Annotated in this window: 21 protein-coding genes; 11 read left to right on the top strand and 10 right to left on the bottom strand. The window is 66.7% G+C overall.

The genetic code is table 11. From position 1 onward, the window contains the following. Positions 1-386: 386 nt before the first annotated feature. A complete protein-coding gene (locus NU1_RS30475; protein ID WP_067526909.1) occupies positions 387-2675 on the bottom strand; it encodes an ATP-binding cassette domain-containing protein in 2289 nt (762 codons plus the stop codon). Between the two features lie 175 nt (positions 2676-2850). Here NU1_RS30475 and NU1_RS30470 point away from each other — a divergent pair, with 175 nt between their 5' ends. Then, positions 2851-3171 (top strand): hypothetical protein, encoded by a 321-nt coding sequence (locus NU1_RS30470; protein WP_067526908.1) that lies wholly within the window; start codon positions 2851-2853, stop codon positions 3169-3171. A gap of 48 nt (positions 3172-3219) precedes the next feature. Here NU1_RS30470 and NU1_RS30465 read toward each other — a convergent pair whose 3' ends face one another. Continuing rightward, the gene (locus NU1_RS30465; RefSeq protein WP_084521944.1) at positions 3220-3720 is read right to left on the bottom strand and encodes a nitroreductase/quinone reductase family protein; all 501 of its coding nucleotides are present in this window, start codon (positions 3718-3720) and stop codon (positions 3220-3222) included. Between the two features lie 153 nt (positions 3721-3873). On the opposite strand from NU1_RS30465, the gene NU1_RS30460 reads away from it, so the two are divergent. Together NU1_RS30460 and NU1_RS30455 are read left to right on the top strand one after the other, a co-directional pair. Then, positions 3874-4095 (top strand): hypothetical protein, encoded by a 222-nt coding sequence (locus NU1_RS30460; RefSeq protein ID WP_067526907.1) that lies wholly within the window; start codon positions 3874-3876, stop codon positions 4093-4095. Next, on the top strand, positions 4095-5318 hold the full coding sequence (locus NU1_RS30455) for a hypothetical protein (RefSeq protein ID WP_067526906.1): 1224 nt from the start codon (positions 4095-4097) through the stop codon (positions 5316-5318). The genes NU1_RS30460 and NU1_RS30455 overlap by 1 nt, the downstream gene beginning before the upstream one ends. A 136-nt stretch (positions 5319-5454) precedes the next feature. Here NU1_RS30455 and NU1_RS30450 read toward each other — a convergent pair whose 3' ends face one another. After that, complete coding sequence (locus NU1_RS30450; protein ID WP_067526905.1) at positions 5455-6318, bottom strand: NAD(P)-dependent oxidoreductase; 864 nt, start codon at positions 6316-6318, stop codon at positions 5455-5457. Between the two features lie 137 nt (positions 6319-6455). On the opposite strand from NU1_RS30450, the gene NU1_RS30445 reads away from it, so the two are divergent. From NU1_RS30445 to NU1_RS30430, 4 genes are all read left to right on the top strand, one after another. Next, positions 6456-6815, top strand: a complete 360-nt coding sequence (locus NU1_RS30445) for a winged helix-turn-helix transcriptional regulator (RefSeq protein ID WP_067526904.1) — start codon at positions 6456-6458, stop codon at positions 6813-6815. Between the two features lie 378 nt (positions 6816-7193). Then, the gene (locus NU1_RS30440) at positions 7194-8408 is read left to right on the top strand and encodes a hypothetical protein (RefSeq protein WP_067526903.1); all 1215 of its coding nucleotides are present in this window, start codon (positions 7194-7196) and stop codon (positions 8406-8408) included. A 300-nt stretch (positions 8409-8708) separates the two neighbouring features. Beyond that, on the top strand, positions 8709-10058 hold the full coding sequence (locus tag NU1_RS30435; protein WP_067526902.1) for a M20/M25/M40 family metallo-hydrolase: 1350 nt from the start codon (positions 8709-8711) through the stop codon (positions 10056-10058). Between the two features lie 20 nt (positions 10059-10078). Beyond that, positions 10079-10615 (top strand): YbhB/YbcL family Raf kinase inhibitor-like protein, encoded by a 537-nt coding sequence (locus NU1_RS30430; protein ID WP_067526901.1) that lies wholly within the window; start codon positions 10079-10081, stop codon positions 10613-10615. A 172-nt stretch (positions 10616-10787) separates the two neighbouring features. Here the strand turns inward: NU1_RS30430 and NU1_RS30425 are convergent, their stop codons facing one another. From NU1_RS30425 to NU1_RS30410, 4 genes are all read right to left on the bottom strand, one after another. Then, the gene (locus NU1_RS30425) at positions 10788-12623 is read right to left on the bottom strand and encodes an AMP-dependent synthetase/ligase (protein WP_067526900.1); all 1836 of its coding nucleotides are present in this window, start codon (positions 12621-12623) and stop codon (positions 10788-10790) included. A 156-nt stretch (positions 12624-12779) separates the two neighbouring features. Further along, a complete protein-coding gene (locus tag NU1_RS30420) occupies positions 12780-13718 on the bottom strand; it encodes a GTP cyclohydrolase II (RefSeq protein WP_169815172.1) in 939 nt (312 codons plus the stop codon). A 156-nt stretch (positions 13719-13874) separates the two neighbouring features. Beyond that, positions 13875-15326 (bottom strand): carbohydrate kinase family protein, encoded by a 1452-nt coding sequence (locus NU1_RS30415; protein ID WP_245720386.1) that lies wholly within the window; start codon positions 15324-15326, stop codon positions 13875-13877. 135 nt (positions 15327-15461) lie between these two features. Beyond that, entirely contained in the window at positions 15462-16031 is a 570-nt protein-coding gene (locus tag NU1_RS30410; protein WP_245720385.1) for a GTP cyclohydrolase II, read from the bottom strand. Between the two features lie 559 nt (positions 16032-16590). Between NU1_RS30410 and NU1_RS30405 the strand changes: the two genes are divergently transcribed. The 3 genes from NU1_RS30405 (at position 16591) to NU1_RS30395 (ending at position 17614) form a co-directional block, all read left to right on the top strand. Further along, entirely contained in the window at positions 16591-16878 is a 288-nt protein-coding gene (locus NU1_RS30405) for a hypothetical protein (protein ID WP_067526897.1), read from the top strand. Then, a complete protein-coding gene (locus tag NU1_RS30400; RefSeq protein ID WP_067526896.1) occupies positions 16875-17072 on the top strand; it encodes a hypothetical protein in 198 nt (65 codons plus the stop codon). The genes NU1_RS30405 and NU1_RS30400 overlap by 4 nt, the downstream gene beginning before the upstream one ends. 137 nt (positions 17073-17209) lie before the next feature. Then, positions 17210-17614 carry a hypothetical protein gene (locus NU1_RS30395; protein WP_174565949.1) on the top strand — a complete coding sequence of 135 codons (405 nt, stop codon included), beginning with the start codon at positions 17210-17212 and terminating at the stop codon, positions 17612-17614. Positions 17615-17677: 63 nt separating this feature from the next. Here NU1_RS30395 and NU1_RS30390 read toward each other — a convergent pair whose 3' ends face one another. From NU1_RS30390 to NU1_RS30380, 3 genes are read right to left on the bottom strand one after another with little or no spacing between them, the layout of a single operon-like run. Further along, positions 17678-18757, bottom strand: a complete 1080-nt coding sequence (locus NU1_RS30390) for a quinone-dependent dihydroorotate dehydrogenase (RefSeq protein WP_067526966.1) — start codon at positions 18755-18757, stop codon at positions 17678-17680. A 14-nt stretch (positions 18758-18771) separates the two neighbouring features. Beyond that, entirely contained in the window at positions 18772-19026 is a 255-nt protein-coding gene (locus tag NU1_RS30385) for a DUF5703 family protein (RefSeq protein WP_067526894.1), read from the bottom strand. Continuing rightward, entirely contained in the window at positions 19026-20039 is a 1014-nt protein-coding gene (locus tag NU1_RS30380; protein WP_067526893.1) for a YncE family protein, read from the bottom strand. The genes NU1_RS30385 and NU1_RS30380 overlap by 1 nt, the downstream gene beginning before the upstream one ends. Positions 20040-20299: 260 nt before the next feature. On the opposite strand from NU1_RS30380, the gene NU1_RS30375 reads away from it, so the two are divergent. After that, entirely contained in the window at positions 20300-20653 is a 354-nt protein-coding gene (locus NU1_RS30375; RefSeq protein WP_307645231.1) for a hypothetical protein, read from the top strand. Positions 20654-20677: the final 24 nt, after the last annotated feature.

Genomic DNA, 20677 nt, shown 5'->3' with positions numbered 1-20677 from the left:
GCCCAACTCTCGGGACTCTCAGAGGGCTTCGCCCCTGAGCCCGATACTCGAGCACCGGCTCCCATCGCACGATTCTCCTCTACCGAGGTCGGCGTCGCGATGTCACCTGGCTCCCTTCGTCATTCCGGCGTGCTTTTGGCCGGAATCCACACCTTCGCAGTAGTGGATCCCGGCCAAAAACGTGCCGGGATGACTGAACCGACAAGAGCTTTCAGTCTGATGGGCAGGGCTGGCGACTCGCGCCGCACAGTCGATACGGGCACAGGCGGACTCCGCGCCACCGGATGGCCCGTGCCGGTACCGGTGGACTCCCACCTGCGGATCTCGTGACGGACGGCCCCGAACCCCTGCGCCGCCGAATCACTCACGGCGGCGCGGGGTCCTGCCTACCGCGTGGCCGTGCCCGTCCCGTTGCGGTAGCGGCGTAGGTACTCGCCGGTGAGCGAGGTGGGGTGGTTCATGAGTTCGGCCGGGGTGCCGGTGAACACGATGTCGCCGCCGTTCTTGCCGCCGTCGGGGCCGAGGTCGATGGCCCAGTCCGCGTGTGCCACCACGTCGAGGTTGTGTTCGATGACGATGACCGTGTTGCCGCGTTCGACGAGGCCGTCGAGGAGGGCGAGGAGGGTGTCGACGTCGGACATGTGCAGGCCGGTGGTGGGTTCGTCGAGGACGTAGACGGTGCCGGTGTTCTGCAGTTGGGTGGCGAGTTTGATGCGTTGGCGTTCGCCGCCGGAAAGGGTGGACATGGCCTGGCCGAGGCTGAGGTAGGCCAGACCCACCTCATTCATGGTGCGCAACTTGGCATTGAGTGCTTTTTCGGTGAAGAACTCGACGGCTTCCTCGGCCGACATTTCCAGCACGTCGGCAATGGATTTGCCGCGGAGGTGGTGGGCGAGGACCGCGTCGGAGAATCTGCGGCCGTCACAGGATTCGCAGTGGGTGGTGACCGGGTCCATGTAGGCGACCTCGGTGATGATGACGCCGCGGCCCTCGCATTCGGGGCACGCGCCCGCGGAGTTGAAGCTGAACAGGCTCGCCGGTTCCCCGGTGGCCTTGGCGAACAATTTGCGGATGGGGTCCATCAGGCCGAGGTAGGTGGCGGGGGTGGATCGCGATGACGCGGCGATGGCGGACTGGTCGACGAACACCGAATCCGGGTAGCGGGACATGAATTCGGCGCGGATGAGGCTGGATTTGCCCGAACCCGCGACACCGGTGATGGCGGTGAGGATGCCCGTCGGTATCTCCGCGGTGACGTTCTTGAGATTGTGCGCGGTGGCGTTCGCGACAGTCAGCGCACCGGTGCCGGTGCGGAAGTCGGATTTCACCGTGAAGGCGCGCCGCAGACCCGCACCGGTGAGGGTGTCGGCGTGCTGGAGTTCGGCGAAGCTGCCGGTGAACACGATCTCGCCGCCGTGCACGCCCGCGCGCGGGCCGACATCGACGATATGGTCGGCGATCTGGATGACATCGGGATCGTGTTCGACCACCAGAACGGTATTGCCCTTGTCGCGCAGGGCTTCCAGCATGCGGTTGAGCCGCCCGACATCGCGCGGATGCAGGCCGACGCTGGGTTCGTCGAAGATGTAGGTCATCCCGACCAGGGTGCTGCCGAGATGTTTGATCATCTTCAGCCGCTGCCCCTCACCCCCGGAAAGGGTGTTGGTGGGTCGGTCCAGGCTCAGGTACCCGAGTCCGATATCGGCGATCCGGCTCAGCGCGACCCGGGTGGCGTCGGCCAGACCCTGGGCGGCCGGTTCGGTGATCTCGCCGAGCACCTCGATCAGATCGGTGATCTGCAAGGCCGTCCACTCGGCGATAGTGCGACCGTTGATCTTTGTGGCCAGGGCCTTCGGATTGAGCCGCGCGCCACCGCAGACCGGGCACACCCCTTCGGTGAGGTACTTCTGGATCTGTTCGCGCGTCTTCTCCGACAGTCCGGAGGTATCGCGCTTGACCTTGGTGCGGGTGAACTTGTCGGCCAGGCCCTCGTAATTGGCCTTCCAGCTGCCCTTGGCGTAGGTGAGCTCCACCTTGCCGCCGCTGCCGTGCAGGAAGTCCTGCCATTCGGCGTCGGAGTAGTCGGACAGTTTCTTGTCCGGGTCGAAGCGGCCGGAATTGCCGTAGAGCTGCCATTCGCCGCTGCCCACACCGTAGCCGGGCAGCAGAATCGCGCCGTCGTTCAACGACTTCGAGCGATCGACCAGCTTGTCCGGGTCCACGCTGACACTCACGCCCAGTCCGTCGCACTCGGTGCACATCCCCTGCGGAGTATTGAAGGAGTAGTCGAAGACCAGTCCGGTGGAGTTCTCGCCGAACCGGGCGAACATGGCGCGGATCATCGAGTAGATATCGGTCATGGTGCCGACGGTCGAGCGCGGTCCGCCGCCGACGGGCTGCTGATCGATGATCACCGGCGCGGTCAGATTCTCGATGGCCTCGGCGTGCGGACGCTCGTAGCGCGGCAGGAAGTTGAGGATGAACGCCGGGAAGGTGGCGTAGAGCTGCCGCTGCGATTCCACGGCAATGGTGTCGAAGACGATCGAGGACTTACCGGAACCGGACACCCCGGTAAATACGGTGATCTTGTTCTTGGGGACGTCGAGGGAAACGTTGCGCAGATTGTGCTCGCGGGCGCCGAGAACCCGGATCGTATCGGCGGAGGCGATTGACATGCACCCACGATGCCATCACCGGACCCCGAAATGCGCAGGCGATTGTGACTCAAATCACATTTGCCGGTAGTGTTCTCATCTGCTCGGCATTGTCGTCCACCATCGTCGCCCAACTACTCTGGCGGGCGATCGCGGCGGACCGAATCCGCCGCGCGGCAACCCCAGAGGAACCACCATGAAGACCACGCGATGGGCAGCCGGTGCGATTGTCGCCGTCGCAGCCGGTGCCACCCTGCTCTCGGGCTGTAGCGATGTCGAGCGCGCACTCAACAAGGGCGGCGACACCAAGTGCAGCGAATACCTGGCTCAGGATGTCGACACCCAGCGCGTGACGGTCACCAAGTTCATCAAGCAGCAGACCACTACCGAGAACGAGCCCACCGGCACCTCGGTCGACTTCACCATGGCCGCGGTGCAGGCGCTGTGCTCGGTGCAGAACAATGCGGAAACCCCGATCAAGAACGCCGACATCGCGGGGATCTTCATCAATAAGTGAGTGCGCGCGCGTGCGCCGAAGCGCTACGGCCGCAAGGGAATCGAACACCTAGGCCAGGGGCGTGAGGCGCACGATCACGCCCCCCTGCTGCCACGTCTGGTAGATATCGGCCTTGTTCGGGGTGCCGTCGGAGTGGAAGCCGATGCCGTTGAACTTGGCGTTCGCCTTATTGTCGGCGGCGATCACCTCGTAGCACACCATGACCGACTTCTCGTCCTCGAGGACGTCGGCGAGCATTTCCTTCGCGGCACCGCCCATCGACACCTTGACCGGCACCTTGCCGCGCAGGTTCTTCACCCATGGACGCATACCCGTGCCGATGAGCAGGTCGCCGTTGTGCCGGGTGTAGGCGACCGGAACGTCGTACACCTGCCCGGATTTGCGTCCCACCACATGCAGGGTGAGCAGGCGCTTGCCGACGCCCTTGGACAGCCCGGGCACCTTCAGCAGGCCGCGGACGATGGTGTTGACCACGTTCTGATAGCCGCGAATCGGCTCGGGGCCATCGGTGCTGGGGGTGCCGTAGGGGTTTTCACTAGGTGAGCTCATCGGGCGCTCCTGGACGAAATCGGTTCGGACGCAACCCAGTATCGTCCGGTTCCCGCGACTTCGCCGGAGCCCGCCGAACGTTTGTCGGCGCGTCCGATTTGTGATCAAGTGGGGGTACGGAGTGATCCGGTTCATGGGTGAACGGGGAGATGTATGAGTGCCAGAGCCGAACTCGAGCGGGAATTGGGTGGGCCGCTGGCCTCGCTCGACGCGCTCACCGACGCGGAGGTCGCGGATCTGTTGCAGCTGTTCAAGCAGGCGCAGCAGACCGAACAGACCGCCATGGTGGAAGCGGTCGACAAAACCGTCGGGGCCTTGCCGTGGCCGTTGCGGACGGCGGCGAAGAAGATCATGTTCGGGAATCGGTTGGGCTGATGAGTGATCTTGTTACCCGGGCGCAGACCATTCTGCTGGCCCGGACATTGCACGTACCCGCCGAACGACTCGCGCACCTGGAGAAATTGGGCGCGGCGAGTTTGCACGAACTACAGGAACGCATGGCGAGCGTCATTTTCGCGCGACACAATGCGACATTCTCGCGACTGAGCCTGCTGGTGCCGGTTGTGCCGCTGAGTATTTCGCTGCCACTGGTGCAGCGCCTGGTGCCGCCCATGATGGCGGGCCGCGCGGCGGGAGCCATCGGCGTGGACCATCCGCGCAAGGCGGCCGAGGCGGTCGGCATGCTCAGCCCGGGCTATGCCGCCGACGGTGCGCCGTATATGGATCCGCACACCGTCGGTCAGCTCGCCGATGTCGCGCCGCCGGAACCGGTGGTGGAGATCGTCAATGAGATTCTGCGGCGCAAGGACTATGTGACCGCCGGACCGTTCCTCGCCTACGCCACACCGCGATTGATCGAAGCGGTCGAAGTGGGTGTCCACGACGACGAGGGCATGATCCGCTCGGCCGCCTACTCCTATTCCGGTGCGGCAGTGAGTGCGATCCTGCGCCATCTGCTGGCCGGACCGAACCAGCGCATCCCGCGACTGGTGCGCGCCATCCTGGACGGGTCCGACGAACTGAAACTGGCGGCGCTCTCGGTCTTCACGCGTACCGAACCCGATGTGATCCCGGCGCTCGGCGACATCATCTTCGACCTGGGCTCGACCGCCGAGATCACCGATCTGATCAAGGTATTCCTCGACGCCGAGGCAGCCCCGGAGACGCTGCGCTTCACCGCGCATCTGAGCGCCACGGCACTCGACATGCTGGCGGCCAATCCGATTCTGCGGGATCCGGCCGCGATCACCGCCCTGGTCGCCGCGCTCGACGGATGCACCGAAACCGACCTGTGGCGCGGGCTGCTGAGTGTGGCCGAACGGGTCGAACCCGACATCGCGCGGCGCATCGGCACCCAGGTGGCGGCCTTCGATACCGCCACGCTGACCGAACTGCCGCCCATCGTGACCGACACCGGGCAGTGGCCGTCGCTGCTGCGGGTGCTGGCGGCTGCGGAGGCCGACGCCCAGTCCCGCGTCGGTGAAATCTGGTCGACGCTCCCGGAAGCGCAGCGGCGCGAACTCGAAGGGCGCATCGCGGATCTGGGGATCGAGGAGGCCCTCGCGGCATTGTCCGCCACATTGCATCTCGTGCACTGACGAGGGCCGATTCGGAAGAACGGTCACGTGACGCGACATCGCAGATATCCATCATGCCGGTAGGCAGGGCGGAACGCCGCCGCCCGCAACCGGAATCGGGTTCGGGCGGCGTGGCGCAGCAGGGCTCAGTGGCGGATCAGCGCAGTTCCTCGATGGTGCGGGGGTAGGCGAGGCCGCCGTGGCCCGCGGCGACCTGGCGGTCGATGAGGTCCTTCACCGGGGCGATGAGGTCCAGGGCGACCCCGGCATCGGTGCTGGCGCGGGCGATGGCGTCGACCGCGGCCTTCTGGAACGACAGGTGCTGGACGTCGGTGCGGTAATCACCGGAGTCGATGACCCTGCCGTACTCCGGCAGTCCGTGTGCCATGGCGGTGAGCCAGCCCGCGGCGCGTTCACCGAACGCCTCCGCGGACACTCCGGCCGAACCGACCATGGCCGCGGCGTGGAAGAAGCCGTTGAACATCATGTACATCGACGAGAGCAGTGCGAAGTCGTAGAGCGCTGCCACGCCCGCGTCCTCGCCGAAATACTCGGTGGATCCGAGCAATTCGAGGGTGTCGCGCTGCTGGTCGAAGACGGTCTGCGATCCGCTGTAGAGCAGTGCCGAACCCGGCTGGCCGATCATCGGCGGGATCGCCATGATGCCGCCGTCGAGGAATTCGATACCGTGCTCGGCCGCCCACCGCGCCAGTTCCCGCGACTCCTCCGGTGCGGTGCTGGTGAGGTTGATCAGCTGGCGTCCGGCCAAGTCGGCGACCACCGGGTCGAGGGTTTCGTGGACGGAGGCGTGGTCGAGCAGCACCGCGACAATGACCTCGCCTGCCCGCACCGCCTCGGCGACCGAGTCGGCGCGCACCGCGCCCTGGGCGAGGAGTTCGGCGTCGCGACCGGCGCTGCGATTCCATACCGTGGTGGGTCGGCCGCCCTTCACGAATGCCGAGGCCAGGGCCGAACCCATGGCGCCGAGGCCGAGAACGGTGACTGTCGTGTTGTCCGCCATGCGGATACTCCTTCGAACGGGGGAAGTGGTTGTCGGCGCGCTGGAATCCAGCTTGCCCCCGCCGGGTTGACCCCACAAGAACGCACTATTGGGTCAGACACCTACCGTGTGGTGTGTATCGAGCTAGCGAGGGTGGAATGGGCGAAAAAAGATTCGGGCCGTATGTCTGCGGTATCGACGCCGCCATGGATGTGGTGGGCGGCAAATGGAAATCGCTGATCCTGTGGGAGTTGCACGCGAGCGACACCCGCCGCTTCGGCGAGCTGCGTCGTGGGCTGCCCGGTGTCTCGGAGAAGATGCTCGGTCAGCAGCTGCGCGAAATGGAGGAGGACGGACTCATCCATCGCGAGGTGTACCCGGAAATCCCACCGCGGGTGGAGTATTCGCTCACCGAGGAGGGGCGGGCACTCAATGCGGCGCTGGAGCCGCTGGCCGAGTGGGGGCGACGACGCATCGACCGGATCGGCGCGGAGCGGGTGCCGCATCTGGCGTCGTGAGATCCGGCGTCGTGAGCCAGCGGCCCACCGCGTCGTGATCGGCTCGGCGGCGGGGGACCGGGTGGGGTTCGGCGGATCGCCGTGGTCTGGTTCGCGAACGCGGGGTCGCGGCCGAACCAGCCCGCCAGCTGGTCGGCGGGCGAACCGCCGAACCCGGCGCGACCCTGTTGTGCGAGATACCAATCCGGTGGATTACCGCGCGCCGGAACTTAGGGGCACCTGAGAAGTCTGCGCTGTTTGTCGATTTTCCCCGGTTTCCGCATCTATGATCGGGCCGTTGCGCACGGGTATCCGACTGAGACGGTCGGAGGACGGGGAAACGATGTCCACCACAACCGGATTCAACCAGCGGGGGACCCGAACAACCCGGCTCGGCCTATGACAGATCTGGTCGTCCGGGCTCAACTGGTACTGCTCGCCCGCACCCTGCACGTCCCCGTCGAACGCGTCGCTCACCTGGAAAGGCTCGGCGCGCAGCGGCTGCACGAACTGCAGGATCGAATGTCGGGCACCCTCTTCGATCAGCACAATCCCATATTCGAGCGGATCAGCTCGCTGGTGCCGATCATTCCGCTGCGTATCTCGATTCCCATCGTGCAGCGCCTCGTCCCACCGGTCATGACCGGACGCGCGGCGGGCGCGGTCGGCGTGCAGCATCCGAAGAAGGCCGCCGACGCGGTGGGGCTGCTCGATGTGGCCTACGCCGCCGATTGCGCGCCGTACCTGGATCCGCGCACCGTCGGGCAGCTCGCCGACGTCGCGCCGCCGGAACCGGTGGTGCGCATTGTCAACGAACTGCTCAGCCGCCGCGACTACATCACCGCGGGCCCGTTCCTCGCCTACGCCACCGCCGATCTCGTACGTGCCGTGGAGGCGGGGGTCGCCGATGACGAGGGCCTCATCCGCTCGGCGTCCTACGCATTCTCCGCCGAAGCCGTCAGCGCCGTCGTCCGGCAACTCCTCGACACCGGTAACCGGATACCGACCATGTTGGCCACGGTGGTCAACGGATCCAAGGAATTACGGCTCGCGGCGCTATCGGTGTTCGCGCGCTGCGATGACGATGTCATCGCCGCCGTCGGCGAACTGCTGCTCGAACATATCCCGCCCTCGGGTATCGCCGATCTGCTCACCACCGTCGTCGGCGCGGGCGGCACACCCGATGTGCTGCGCTTCGTCGGGCAGCTCAGTGCGCCGTCGCTGCTGAAACTGGCGCTCAATCCCGGTATCGGCGATGTGGCCGAGACACTGGTCGCCGAATGCGACGGCAGCACCGAGATCGCGCTGTGGCGCGGCATGCTGGAATTGCTGGCGCGTTCCCCGGGCGAGGTGCGCCGCCGCGCGGGCCGGCAACTGGCCGCCCTCGAACCCGCCACCCTGCATATGCTGCCGACCTTCGCCCAGGCCGCCCGCCTGTGGCCGCCCCTGCTGTGGGTGCTCGCCGGATCCGATGTCGACGCCCAGGCCATGGTGGCCGAACGCTGGGCACGCGCACCCCGGCTCAATATCGATGTACTCGACCGCCGCATCCAGGACCAACGGCTGGAAAGCCTGCTCGCCACCTTGACCACGACCCTGCGCGTCTACCGCTGACCACCACCGATTTCTGACCGCCCGCCGCTTCCTGGGGCCGAGGTAGTGATGTCGCCCGGACACCGTCCTCGTGTGTGACCGGAACCCACACTCCCGCAGTACCGGATCCCGGCCGAACCTACGCCGAACGACCTGGCCTGCCGATACGGCGCGTTCCACCTCGGCATCGGGTGTTCCTGCGCGGAAACTCTTGTCCGAGGGCAGATTCCGATACCGGACGCGGTTGTTCACCCGCGGCGGCGACACGGTGGGTGCACGGTACCCGACCGGTGCGGGGCCACACAGTGGTAGGAAAGGGACGTGTCCGAAACCGTCGAACCCCACACCTCCCGCGCCGTCTCCGAAGTGGTGGACCTGGTCAGCAAGCTGATCCGCTTCGACACCTCCAATACCGGCGAGCTGGAAACCACCAAGGGCGAGCGTGAATGCGCGCAATGGGTGGCCGATCAGCTCCATCAGGCCGGATACACCACCGAGTACGTCGAATCCGGTCAGCCCGGACGCGGCAATGTCTTCGCGCGATTGAAGGGCGCGGACTCCTCGCGCGGCGCGCTACTCATGCACGGCCACCTCGATGTGGTGCCCGCCGAGGCCTCCGATTGGAGCGTGCACCCCTTCTCCGGCGCGGTGCGCGACGGGTATGTGTGGGGGCGCGGCGCGATCGATATGAAGGATATGGTCGGCATGATGCTGGCCCTGGCCCGCCAGTTCAAGATCGAGGGCACGGTGCCGCCGCGCGATATCGTGTGGGCCTTCCTCGCCGATGAGGAGGCCGGGGGCAAGTGGGGGTCGCAGTGGCTGGTGGACAACCGCCCGGACCTGTTCGACGGCATTACCGAGGCGGTCGGTGAGGTCGGCGGATTCTCACTGACCGTACCGCGCCCCGACGGCAGCGAACGTCGCCTCTACCTGGTGGAGACCGCCGAAAAGGGTTTGGGCTGGATGCGTTTGCGCGCCAAGGCTCGCGCCGGGCACGGCTCGTTCCTGCACGAGGACAACGCGGTCACCATTCTCGCGCAGGCGGTGGCGCGGTTGGGTACGCACACCTTCCCGCTGGTGGTCTCGGATTCGGTGGCCGAATTCCTGGCCGCCGTCGCCGAGGAGTCGGGGCTGGAATTCGATCCGCACAGCCCCGATATCGAGGGCCAGCTCGCGAAACTGGGCACCATCTCGCGCATAATCGGCGCGACACTGCGCGATACCGCCAATCCGACCATGCTGCGGGCGGGGTACAAGGCCAATGTGATTCCGCAGACCGCCGAGGCGGTGGTCGACTGCCGCGTGGTCCCGGGGCGGCAGGCCGAATTCGAACGCGAGGTGGACGCGCTCATCGGACCGGATGTGGAGCGTGAGTGGATCACCAAACTCGACTCCTACGAAACGACTTTCGACGGGCATCTGGTGGACGCGATGAACGCCGCCATCCTCGCCCACGACCCGCACGGCCGCACCGTGCCCTACATGCTCTCCGGCGGTACCGATGCGAAAGCGTTCGCCCGCTTGGGAATTCGCTGCTTCGGTTTCGCGCCGCTGCAATTGCCGCCGGATCTGGACTTCACCGCGCTGTTCCACGGTGTCGATGAGCGGGTTCCGGTGCAATCGCTCGAATTCGGCACCCGCGTACTGGAACACTTCCTGTTGAACAGCTGACTCGCGAAAGGACCTCTCCTGTGCCCGATTACAACTACGACCCCTACGCCCCGCTGCCGGAGCTGCCGAGTTTCACCCTCACCTCCGCCGATGTCGCCGATGGTGCGCAGTTCGCCAATGATCAGGTGAGCGGGGTGTTCGGCTCCGGCGGCAAGGACATCTCCCCGCAGCTGTCGTGGAGCGGATTTCCCGCCGAGACCAAGAGTTTCGTGGTGACCGTCTTCGATCCGGACGCGCCGACCGCGTCGGGTTTCTGGCACTGGGCCGTCGCCGATATCCCGGCCTCGACGACCTCGCTCGTCAGTGGGGCCGGCAGCGAGGGCGGGGCGCTGCCCGATGGAGCCATCCAGTTGCGCAATGACGGCGCGTTCGCCGGTTTCGTGGGTGCGTCCCCGCCGAAGGGGCACGGTAAGCACCGCTACTTCATCACCGTGCACGCGGTCGATGTGGAGTCGCTCGGTATCACCGCCGACGCTACCCCCGCCTACCTGGGTTTCAACCTGTTCTTCCACGCCATCGCCCGTGCGCGGATCGTAGCGACCTACGAGGAGAAGTGAGCCGCACGCTCGCCTGAGCACGACGGACATGGCTGTGGCCCCGAGCGAAGAGCTCGGGGCCACAGCGATATTCGGGGCCTACCCCCTCGTCATTGCGGGGTGCCTATGGCCGAAATCCACCCTGCTGAGGCAGATCCCGGCCGCGAAGCACGCTCGCGATGACGAAGCGGAGCTACGTCGAGGACACGTTGATCACGGTGTCCGGCAGTGGCGTGGTGTAGAGCTCGGCGATCTCGGTCGCGTACTTGGTCGCGATCGGGTTGCGCTTGAGCTTGAGCGTCGGGGTGAGTTCCGCACCGCCGGGCTCCCAGGCCTGCGGCACCAGCACGAAGCGCTTGATCTGCTCCACGCGCGAGAGTTTGGCGTTGGCGGTCTGCACCGCGGCCAGCACCTCGTCGATGATCGCCTGTTCGCTCGACAGGGCGGTGATATCGGCGTCGGGCTTGCCGAGGGATTTGGCGCGCACGGCCGCGGTGTCGGGGTCGAGCACGATCAGCGCCGCGATGTAGGGCTTGGCGTCACCGATCGCCACCACCTGGCCGACCAGCGAGGACGCGGCCTTGACCATATTCTCGATATTGGTGGGAGACAGGTTCTTACCCGCCTCGTTGATGATCAGTTCCTTCTTGCGGTCGACAATGTGGACGTAGCCGTCACCGTCGATGGTCGCCACGTCACCGGTGTGCAGCCAGCCGTCGGCGTCGATGGCCTCGGCGGTCTTCTCCGGCATCTTGCGGTAGCCGCGGGTGACGATGGGGCCGCGAATGAGCAGCTCGCCGTCCTCGCCGAGTTTGATCTCCGCGCCCTCGATGACCCGGCCGACCGAACCCGGTCGCGGCTTGTCGAGTTCGGTGTAGGTGCCGACGCCGGAGGTTTCCGACATGCCCCACACCTCGGTGACCGTGAAGCCCAGGCCGAGCATGTACTCCAGGGTCTCCGGCGGAATGGCGGCCGCACCGGAGGCGGCGACCTTCAGCTCGTCGAGGCCCAGGGTGTGGCGCAGCTTGGACAACACCAGCGCATCGGCCAGCTTGTGCTGCATCGACAGCATGGCCGGGCGGCCCTTACCGGCCAGATCGGCGCGCGCGGCCTCGACACCGACACCGATGGCCCAGTTCGCCAGGCCCTTCTTCACGCCACTGGCCTCGGTGGCGAGCTTGGCCTCGATACCGCCCTTGATCTTCTGCCACACCCGGGGCACGCCGAAGAAGGCGGTCGGGCGGGCGTCGGGCAGCGCGGCCGCGATTTCGCGCGGATCCGGCACGGTGGTCATCTGCACGCCGGTGAACAGGTTGGCGCAGTGACCGGAAATGCGGTCGGCCACATGGGCGGCGGGCAGGTAGGACACCGACCGGTCGTCGAATCCGACGATCAGCGGTCCGGCCAGCAGACCCTTGATCTGGGCGACCACATTGCTGTGGGTCAGCTCCACACCCTTGGACGGGCCGGTGGTGCCGGAGGTGTAGATGAGGGTCGCGACGTCATCGGGCTTGACGGCCTGCCACGCGGCGTCGAAATCGAAGCCGTCGAGGGGAGCGGCCTCCACCTCGGCCAGGCTGACCGTCCCGGCGGCCGAACCCTCGACCAGCACGATGTGCTCGAGTTCGACCCCCGCGCCGCGCACGGCGTCGAGGAAGACGGGCTCGGTGATCACGACCTTGTTCCCGGCATTGGTGAACAGGTGGGTGATCTGCTCCGAGGAGGAGGTGTTGTAGATCGAGAACGGTGTCGCGCCCAGATGCAGGGCGGCGGTATCGACCAGGTTGAACTCCGGCCGGTTGGTCAGCATGATCCCGACAGTGTCACCGTGCCCCACCCCGAGCTTCGCTAGTCCGGCGGCGATGCTGCGCACCCGCTCGCCGTACTGCTTCCAGGTGATCTGCTGGGTTCCGCCCACGGTCCGCAGCGCGACCTGATCCGGTCGCACCGTCAGCGTTTCCTGGAACGCCGCCGGCACCGTGTAGACCGTTTTGCCCGATTTGTGCGTATAGCCGATGTCTGTCGTCATATCCCTGCTTCCGATTTCCACTCCGACACCTCGCCCGACCCGCACACCCTGACGTGCGCGAACCCGAATCTCCGGAGATGAATCCGGGGCGATCACACCGATCACGCACTGGCGACGCGACCCACATGTGGCGCGGCTCACTTATCGTAGCCATAGTCATGCAGCCGTGTCGCGGGCTACCCCACGGTGGCCCAAAACCTCACCGGGATTCGAGTCCAGCGGTGCGGCCCCAACGTGCGCGAAACCCGGCCGCCACCTGTCCCAGGTCGCCGCCAGCCACGGCGAGAGCGGCCGCGCAGGGCCGGCTCTCCACCGCAGACGGGTGACGGCAACCGAGAGCGCGAACGCCAACGCGGCGGCCATTGCCTGCGCGTTCAACTGCCAGTGCTGCACCATCGACCACACTGACAGGGCGACAGCGGACCCACCGGCCAATCGGAGCGACCATTTCGCCGCGGTCAGCCACCACCAGGCGTGTGGGGACAGCAGACCGTGCCGAATGTCGCCACGCTGCCGACGCTTCGCATCGAGGTATGCCGCGGCGGCCGGGCCTTTGGGTTTGGTGTACAGCCGCACCCGCGAGACATCGAACCCGGCATCGCGCAAGGCGATGACCTTGCGCGGATTATTCGTCAGCAACTTCACCGACCGGAGGAATCCGAGCGCGCACAGTGCGTCGATCGCACCGCCGTAGTCGCGGGAGTCGGGCGCGAGGCCGAGCCGCTCGTAGCTTTCGAAGGTATCGGTGCGATTGGCCTGGCTGTAGGCGTAGCCCTGGGCCTTCGCCATCAACCCGGACCCTCGCCCCTCCTGCTCGAGATAGATCAGCACACCGGCGCGCTCGCGATAGATCAGGTCGAGTGCCAGTTCTAATTCCGGCCCGCAGTCACAGCTGTCCGACCCCATCGCCTCGCCGTAGAGACACTGCGAGTGAATGCGTACCAGACAGCCGTCGCGGGCGTCGCCGAAGACGAACAGGTGGCCGCGATCGCTGACCCCGGGGATGTATCGCACTCGCACCGCAAGGGTGCGCCCCTTACGGGTGAACTGGTGCACGACTTCGGTGGGCTCGGAGCTATCGTCGGCAGCGAGCACGGTGGTCAACCTTTCGGGAAGCAAACATCGTTGTCAGCCAAGTGCGAAACATCGAAAGACCCTGCTGGGCGAGCACATCCGCGGCGCTTGCGACGAGCCGGCCCGAGCCCTCGCAACGATAGCCACATGTGTGCCAGCCGCACTGGACAACTCCGATTAGTGGGTTTCGCGAGTCGTGTCGACCGGCATCAACCGGTCGATCTCCGCCACCGACGGCATGACCTCTGCGATCGTGCTGACCGATTGGGTCGCTGTCATCGCGGCCGCCGCCCAGAGGAAGTCCGGCTCGCGCGCGGGTTGCCCGCCGACTGCGAGTCGATAGGCCAGGGCGGCGGAGAACGCGGCATAGGCACCCGCCGACCCCGCCATCGCCGTAGCAGGCTCCGGCACGACCAACTCACCCCGCCGCGAACGAATGGTGAGCTGGAACCCGTCGATGGTGCACACCGTGTCGACGCCCAGCACCAGCAGCCGCTCCACGGCGTCGTCGGCGCCCGACGCGTCCTCGGAGGCGAGCCGTGCGAGTTCGTCGGGGGTGCCGATCAGGTAGTGCACCGACCGCAAGCTGCGATACAGCTTGCGCGGCGAACCGTTCAGCGGCGGCGACGCACTGACGATGACCCGTGACCGGCCGCCTGCCGCGACGATCTCGAGGGCGCGCACGATCACGTCGACCGGCTGTTCGAAGGTCAACAGGACCACGTCGGCCGTGGTCAGGGCGGCCCGCGTTTCCGGAGTGTCCAGATCGTCGGGGTGCAGCCGCAGCCGGTCTTCCTTGAACGCCAGATTCGCGGAGTGACCCACGGCGGGCATGATGACAGCGGTGATCGGGGTGCGGGCCCGTTCGACCACACCGACCAGGTTCGTTTCCACGCCGCACATGCGCAGATACGCCAGTATCTCGTGGCCGTCGGGGTCGCCGCCGACCGCGGCGAGCAATTGCGCACGCAACCCCAGCCGCGCGACCGCCACCGCGCGATTGAGCCCCTTGCCGCCCGGCGACCGTTGGAAATCGACCCACATCGAGGAGCCGGGTTCGGGCATACGGTCCACGACGTAGATGTGATCGATCACCGCGTCGCCCAGCACGGTCACCCGGCCCCGCGCTCTGCCCTCGGCCCCCCCGTTCGAAGCGATCGCCGACGCGCCGAACGCTGGTCCGGCCGTGATCAATTGGGCCAGCGCCGTGAAGGCGCGACGTTCGGGTTCGCCACGTAGCGTACGTTCGGTGGGCGTGCGTGGGGTGGTCTCGGCGCCGAGAGATTCGTGCAGGTCGCACCACCGTTCGATCAGGTACCTGCGGCGGTCACCGAGTTCGGCGGCATAGAGCCGGTCGAGATCGACACCGTTGGGCGGGTTGTCGCGGAGCAATCCCAACGCGAGTTCGGCGTCGACGATCAACCGCTCGGTGAGTGGGAGCTGCCGCGCCGCGTATGTGATCACTCCGTGCACTGCCTCCGCCGGTGACAGGCCCGCCGTGGTGGCGTAGCGGTGCACGATCGGCAGATTCAACAGGGCGTCGACGTCGATTTCGGTGTCGCGCAACCGCTCCGGACTCAACCCCGAACGTTTGCCCAGGCGGCTGAGAATATTGCGCACGGCTAACATGCCGGTGTCCTGCGCTCCCGTGGCAGGTTCGGCGCTTCTGGGGCCGTGGTGCATCGCCATCCGCGTCAACGGTACCGCTCATAAGGTTTCCGCCGTCAGCAAAACGGCAATTGCACTATGGCGAAGGCAATTGCCCTACGGGGGATGTCGGCGAAACAGATGTCCGGCATGCAACCGTTTGGCCTCCATATAGCGCTGCGCGCGCTCACTCGAGGGCCGCGTGCCCAGCGCGATCACCTCGACTGCCAGTCCCACGGTGCGCAGCGCCTCGACCTTGTCGGGATTGTTCGTCAGCAGCCGCACCGCGGTGAGATCCAGTCCGGTGCGCAGACTTTCGGCGGCGTGCTCGTAGGAGCGGGAGTCGATGTCGACGCCGAGCATGCGGTAGCTGGTGAAGGTGTCGACGCCGGACTCCTCGCTCAGGCGCAGGCCCTGTGCCTTCACGATCAGTCCCGCGCCCCGGCCCTCCTGTTCGAGATAGACGAGCACGCCCGCCCCCTCGGCCTGAATCATGTCCAGGGCCAGTTCCAACTCGGCACGGCAGTCACAGTCCTGTGACCCCAGCACATCGCCGTAGAGGCAGCGAGAGTGTAAGCGCACGAGCGGATTCGGTCCGAGCTCGCCGAATACCAGGATATGGCCGATATCGTGACCGCCGGTCACCTCCATCACCCGGACGGTTATCTCACGGCCTTTACGGGTCAATGGATGCTCCGCCGCGACAGTGATCGACACGGCCGCCGTTCGGGTCGAATCGTCTGCGGCGGAGCAACGTCCGGTTCCACACACAAGAGGAATCATGACAGCTGCCCGACACGTATCGGTCGATGCGCCGGAACGGGTTCTCGTAGCGTTACCGCCGAGCGGGTTTAACGGCGCGGCGAACTGTCAATTCACTTGTGGCAACGGCAATTGCCGGACCGAGCGGCAAATGCCATGCTGGGGTAGGCGATAACCTCGCCTCCACCGGACGGGTCGGGAGGTCTTGGTGTTCGGAGTGATTCTCCCCAAGCGACGTATCCGACGGTGCCGCACGGCAGCGCACAGCGAATCCGATACAGAGCTGGAGACAAATACGGTTGGCGTCTAGGCGGGATTTCACCTGCCCGGATCAACTCCGATAAATCGGATTCGTCGCCCATTCCGCGTCATTCCTTGGCAGCGACACTACCGGTCGATCACCGAATCGGGATCGACCGATTCAGGCATACCGAAAACGGCTCCCACCTGTGGCGACGACTCCTCATCCCCAAGGAGAACCGTCATGATCTACGAGAGCAGCCGATCCATTACCAGCAGCCTCACCCCCGAATGGGCTCGCCGCAGTATCAGCGACGAGGAACCCGCGTGGGAGTTGAGTTGGCGGCCGGAGCAGCGGTTCACCCGCGAGCAGGCCCGGGACGCAATGGAACTCACCCAGATACTCAGCGACCCGCACAGTGGCACGGAGGGGCATCGGCGCGCCGAAGAAATTGCCGAATGGCTGGGAATTTCGGTAGCCGACGCCGCGGAGGCGCTGTATCGGCGCAAACTGGAGCGGGGGCAATCGTGACGATCTTTGTCGCGGACTGGCAGATGACCAGTGATCTCACCGACGAGGTCGCGCACCGGGTGGCCGACAAGTGGGAGATGGCGTGGCGGTTGAGTTGGCTGCTGGTGCAGGCGCGCGTGATTGTCAGTGCGGGCGAGCTCGGAATTGCGGCGGAGCACGCCATCTATGTGCTGCTGAAGCGAATGCGCGCATGACCGGGCGCGTGAAATACCAACCGGAAGGCATCCGATGAAGAACCCAATAGCTTCGGCGCGGGCAGCCGCTCGCGTCGGCACGCACCGCGGGGATGGGCGACACCCGCTCTGCCCGCTGTGGCCCGATGGGAGGACCTGTGGCACTCGAGATAAATGACCAGGCGATGACCAGTGACATCACCCCCGAATACGCATGTCGCGTTCGCGGGGCCGCGCCGCCGATATGGCGATTGAGCTGGCTACCGGACCATCGGCTCACCGCCGAACAGGCCCGCGCCGGAATGGAACTCGACGAATTGCTCTCCGACCCGGAGGTGGTCTACGACGACGTCACCCACGCGCTGGCCGCCGATCTGGCGCGGCGAGTGGGCGTTCTCGTCGAACACGCCGTGCTCATGCTGGCCTGTCGGATGGCCGACCGGATCGAGGACACCGCGGCGGCCCGTACGGCGACCGCGCATCCGGAACCGGCGCTGTCGGGGTGGTCGGCCCAGCATCTGCCCGCGGTGTCGGGCGCCCGCTCGCGACGACGCTGGATGTGATTGCGCGCGACGGGAATTCGCGGCCGATGCAACGGAGGGTCCGGCCGCGAGCGCTACCGCCGCTCAGGCGCGGGCGGAATGGCCCGCGCCGACCGCCTCGGCCAGGTTCGCGTAACCGTGCGAGCGCAGTCGCGCGGCCAGGCCACGATGAATCCGGCGCGCCCAGAACGGTCCGCCGTAGATGAATCCGGTGTACCCCTGCAGCAGGCTCGCTCCGGCGAGGATGCGCTCCCAGGCCTGGTCGGCGGTTTCGATACCGCCGACGGAGATCAGCACCAGTCGATCGCCGACGCGAGTGTAGAGGCGGCGCAGCACCTCGAGGGAGCGGTCGGCGACCGGGGGACCGGACAGCCCGCCCGCGCCGAGCGCCTCGACCGAGGCGGCGTCGGTGCGCAGGCCATCGCGGCGAATGGTGGTGTTGGTGGCCACGATTCCGGCCAGGCCCAGTTCCACCGCGAGGTCGGCGACGGCGTCGATATCGTCGTCGGACAGGTCGGGGGCGATCTTGACCAGCACCGGGACCTCGACACTGTCGAGTACCGCCTGCAGCAGCGGGCGCAGTGACTCGACCGCCTGTAGGTCGCGCAGGCCCGGAGTGTTGGGGGAGCTGACGTTCACGACGACGAAATCGGCGAGCGGGCCGAGCAGTTCGGCGCTGATCGCGTAATCGGCGGCGGCGTCGGCGGCCTCGACGATTTTGGTTTTGCCGATATTGGCGCCGATGGGGATGCCGTCGGGGGCGCGGTGGGCCAGATTGTCGGCCGCGGCGCCCGCACCATGGTTGTTGAAGCCCATGCGGTTGATGAGCGCGCGGTCTGCGGACAGGCGGAACAGTCGCGGCGCGGGATTGCCGGGCTGCGCCTGGGCGGTGACGGTGCCGATCTCGGCGTAGCCGAAACCGATCGGCGCCCAGGTGTCCACGCCGTCGGCGTTCTTGTCGAATCCGGCGGCCAAACCCAGCGGTGCGGGGAAGTCGACACCGAAGGCGGTGGTGGCCAGGATGGGATCGTCGACGACGAGCAGTTTCGAGGTCGCCCAGCGGGTGGGCGCGAAGCGGGTGGCCAGCCGCATGGCACCGAAAGCCAAGTGGTGGATGCGTTCCGGCGGCAGCAGGAACATCAGTTTGAGCAGTAGCGAGTACAGGTGGGCCCCTATGGTCACAGCGCCGCCTCCGGCGCGGCGGTGAACAGCGCGGTTTTGCGGCGGCGCAGCAGTACGCGGCGACTGCCGTCGGTGTAGGCGCGCACGCGCGACAATTCCCAGCCCCCGAATTCGGCCGATATGGCCAACCGCATGGACGCGGTGACCCGAGTGACATCGGGGGGTAGTCGCAGCGGCACGTATTCGTACTCGTCGCTGGTGTCTTCCCAACCCGCCGGGAGTGTGCGCGCCGAGTGTGAGGCCCGAGCCATCACTGCCCCTTTCGCTGGTCCGCGCCGATCCGCTGCAGACCGTCGCCGGTCGCGGATCCCACGAACATATCGCCGCGGTTGTCGATGGTTACCGTGTCGGGTTGGCGCACCGTCGGAAAACGCCCCACCTCTACCGGTATACCCGTCGACACGTCATAGCCGACGACCTCGTTGGTGCCTGTCAGCGTCACCCACACGGTGTCGGACCGCTCATCGTAGGCGAGTGCGTAGGGCGAAGAGCCTACCGGGAAGCGCTGGTGCAGTACGAGCGGATCGGCGGTGTAGACCAGCAGCTCGTTGCCGGCGGTATCGGTGACGAGGACGCGACCGAAGTGGTCGCCGATCATATTGGTCGCGCCGTCACCGGTGCGCAGCGTCAACCCGGGGCGGTTGTCGCCCAGGTCGAGTTCGGTGACGATGGTCTGTCGGCGGTCGAGGGCGAGGAGGTCGTCACCGGCGGCCACCACCGCGTCCACCGAGACCAGACCGGTGACGGTGCGGTCGACGGTGCCGTCGGCGGCCAGGGTCAGGACCCGTCCGTCGGCGGTACCGACCGCGAGCCCGCCCTCGGGGCGCAGCGCCACCGCGCGGGCGTCGCCGTCGACCGCGATCTCATCGACGGTGCCGCTGGCCGCGTCCACGCGCAGCACCCGCCGCGGGGCGGGCAGCAGGATCTCACCGGGCTCGCCCGGAGCGAGCATGGCGGCCGCGGCGGGCAGTGCCACGGTGCGCTCGGCGGCCGGGGTGACCCCACGATCGATGAGCCGCAACGACTTTCCGTCCGCGCTCAGCACCGCCAGCACCCCGCTGCGCGGTTCGACCAGCAGCGCGGAGATCGGCGTACTCGGGCTCACCTCACCGGCGGGGGTGGCGGCGAGGGTGGGCGCGGCGGCCGGTGTGGCCGGTTCCCGGGTGGGCTTGCGCGAGACGTCGTCCTGGGACGAACAGCCCGCGAGCAGGGTTACCGCCGCCACGGCCGCGAGGGCCGAGCGGGTCCAGCCGCGACGGCGCATGCACCGAACTCCTTTATCTGCCGAGATGACACTGCTTGCCGAAATCACACTGCCTGCTGCAATCATGGGTTCCCGACCATCTGACCATGATCTCTCGCCACCCCGGATGGGCGGGGGTGTTCGGGGGCGGCGCGCCGTGGGTAGTTCCACACCCGACCGACGCACCCACTTCTATGACGTGACATGGCCTTTCGTGCCGGGTGTCGGCGGCAAAGGTTACGGTGGAAGTGAACAATGGGCCGCATCAGGGAGATTGGTTGGTGACAGACCACACATCCGGATTCACCGTCGAGGATGTGACCGCGGGTCGGTACGCGCACGGATTCGGCCGCACCGGAGACGGCCGATCCTTCGCATTCCGCACCTTTCGCTCCACCTTGGTTCTCGAGATCTACCGCGCCGACCTCGAGACCGACGTCCCCGACACCGACGATATCGACGCCGTCGCCCAGACCACCGTGACCGATATCGACCTCGACGACGAACGCAGCATCGTGGCACTGGTCCGCGATCTGATACCCCAGGCGGTGCCGGTCACGGCGGCGCAACCGCGCGAGCCCACCCCGGTGCGCGCGCTGCTGGGGCGATTGAGTGCCGTGATCGACGGTATGTGACATGCCGGACGGTCTGCTGCGCGT

This window comes from Nocardia uniformis NBRC 13702 (assembly GCF_001613345.1).
Lineage (GTDB): Bacteria > Actinomycetota > Actinomycetes > Mycobacteriales > Mycobacteriaceae > Nocardia > Nocardia uniformis.
Note: the sequence above shows the minus strand (reverse complement) of the source record. Positions and strands in the feature narration are given on the sequence as shown.

Excerpts from the sequence above, each read along its gene's own strand:
- NU1_RS30380 (WP_067526893.1), bottom strand. The coding sequence starts at position 20,039 with ATGCGCCGTCGCGGCTGGACCCGCTCGGCCCTCGCGGCCGTGGCGGCG.
- NU1_RS30445 (WP_067526904.1), top strand. The coding sequence starts at position 6,456 with ATGGGCGAAAAAAGATTCGGGCCGTATGTCTGCGGTATCGACGCCGCC.
- NU1_RS30405 (WP_067526897.1), top strand. The coding sequence starts at position 16,591 with ATGATCTACGAGAGCAGCCGATCCATTACCAGCAGCCTCACCCCCGAA.
- NU1_RS30470 (WP_067526908.1), top strand. The coding sequence starts at position 2,851 with ATGAAGACCACGCGATGGGCAGCCGGTGCGATTGTCGCCGTCGCAGCC.
- NU1_RS30455 (WP_067526906.1), top strand. The coding sequence starts at position 4,095 with ATGAGTGATCTTGTTACCCGGGCGCAGACCATTCTGCTGGCCCGGACA.
- NU1_RS30475 (WP_067526909.1), bottom strand. The coding sequence starts at position 2,675 with ATGTCAATCGCCTCCGCCGATACGATCCGGGTTCTCGGCGCCCGCGAG.
- NU1_RS30460 (WP_067526907.1), top strand. The coding sequence starts at position 3,874 with ATGAGTGCCAGAGCCGAACTCGAGCGGGAATTGGGTGGGCCGCTGGCC.
- NU1_RS30425 (WP_067526900.1), bottom strand. The coding sequence starts at position 12,623 with ATGACGACAGACATCGGCTATACGCACAAATCGGGCAAAACGGTCTAC.
- NU1_RS30385 (WP_067526894.1), bottom strand. The coding sequence starts at position 19,026 with ATGGCTCGGGCCTCACACTCGGCGCGCACACTCCCGGCGGGTTGGGAA.
- NU1_RS30465 (WP_084521944.1), bottom strand. The coding sequence starts at position 3,720 with ATGAGCTCACCTAGTGAAAACCCCTACGGCACCCCCAGCACCGATGGC.
- NU1_RS30415 (WP_245720386.1), bottom strand. The coding sequence starts at position 15,326 with ATGTTAGCCGTGCGCAATATTCTCAGCCGCCTGGGCAAACGTTCGGGG.
- NU1_RS30450 (WP_067526905.1), bottom strand. The coding sequence starts at position 6,318 with ATGGCGGACAACACGACAGTCACCGTTCTCGGCCTCGGCGCCATGGGT.
- NU1_RS30440 (WP_067526903.1), top strand. The coding sequence starts at position 7,194 with ATGACAGATCTGGTCGTCCGGGCTCAACTGGTACTGCTCGCCCGCACC.